This is a genomic window from Oleiphilus sp. HI0117, assembly GCF_001635235.1.
The window spans coordinates 1-1,095 of sequence record NZ_LWGA01000114.1 but is presented as its reverse complement, the minus strand read 5'-3'; the positions used below and the strand labels follow the sequence as shown (position 1 = coordinate 1,095).

The following is a 1,095-nucleotide window of genomic DNA, read 5'->3' as shown; positions in this document are numbered from 1 at the left end:
GTCAGCAAGAAGCCATCCTCGGTAAAGGTTTCTTTGGTCTTTTCTTCGTCTTTATAGTAGCCCATCATCGTAGCAGGGCTCTTGACCTCGATCTCACCAATTTCTGAAATACGCTGTTCAACACCCGGCATCGGCTCACCTACATAACCAACCTTTGAGCGGCCTGGCAATGAGATATGAGAATATGCAAAATTCTCAGACATACCGTAACCTTCTAGCAATTCCAGACCCAGGTTACGATACCAATTAATGATATCACCTGATAACGGCGCCGAACCACTTCCAGCAAAACGGCAGTATTCCAAGCCCAGAGCAGTCAATACTTTCTTCTTGACCAAACCAGACACAATTGGAATCTTAAGCAAACGATTTAGTTTCTTAGGAGGCATCTTCTTAAAGATACCTAGTTGGAACTTGGACCACAGGCGTGGAACAGAAATAAAGACCGTTGGTTTAGCACGACGCAAGTCGTCCAGGAAGGTATCCAAAGCATCAGCAAAAAATAACTGAGCACCTATATGGATAGAGGACTGCTCAACCGCAAAACGTTCAAACACGTGCGCCAGTGGCAAGTAAGATAACATTCTATCAGTAGGCTTTATATCCAAAGCTTGTGCAACACCGCTTGCTGCAATACCTAAGGCCTCAAATGACAACATAACGCCTTTTGGCTTGCCGGTTGAACCCGATGTATAAACAATCGTCGCTAACTCGTCAGCATCCCGAACAGTATCTTCTTGTATCGGAGCATGCTCAGCAACCAGGTTATCCCAGCTTGGGTAATCTGTTTTTGGACTTAGAGGATAAGAAACACAAGGTAAATCATCTGGCACACCAGGTTTCATCATTTCCCAGTCGTCCAGTTTACCAACAAATAACAACTGCGTTTCACTGTGCTCAAGGATATACTTAACCGTTTCAGCATTTAGCGTAGGGTAAAGAGGTACACATATATGACCCGCCATCCAGATCGCCAGATCACTCATGATCCAATGCGCACAGTTCTTCGAAAGAATACCGATTCGACTTTTTGGTGGTAAATCTAAAGATATAATATAGCTAGCCATCCTTCTGGCCTCGCCAACTGCTCGGTTC

The 1,095-nt window shown here is 44.7% G+C and carries 1 protein-coding gene; it reads right to left on the bottom strand.

The genetic code is table 11. The features are described 5' to 3' along the window. The coding region (locus A3757_RS01650; protein WP_082872040.1) for an AMP-binding protein at positions 1-1,067 on the bottom strand (1,067 nt) is incomplete at its 3' end. Between the last annotated feature and the right edge of the window lie 28 nt (positions 1,068-1,095).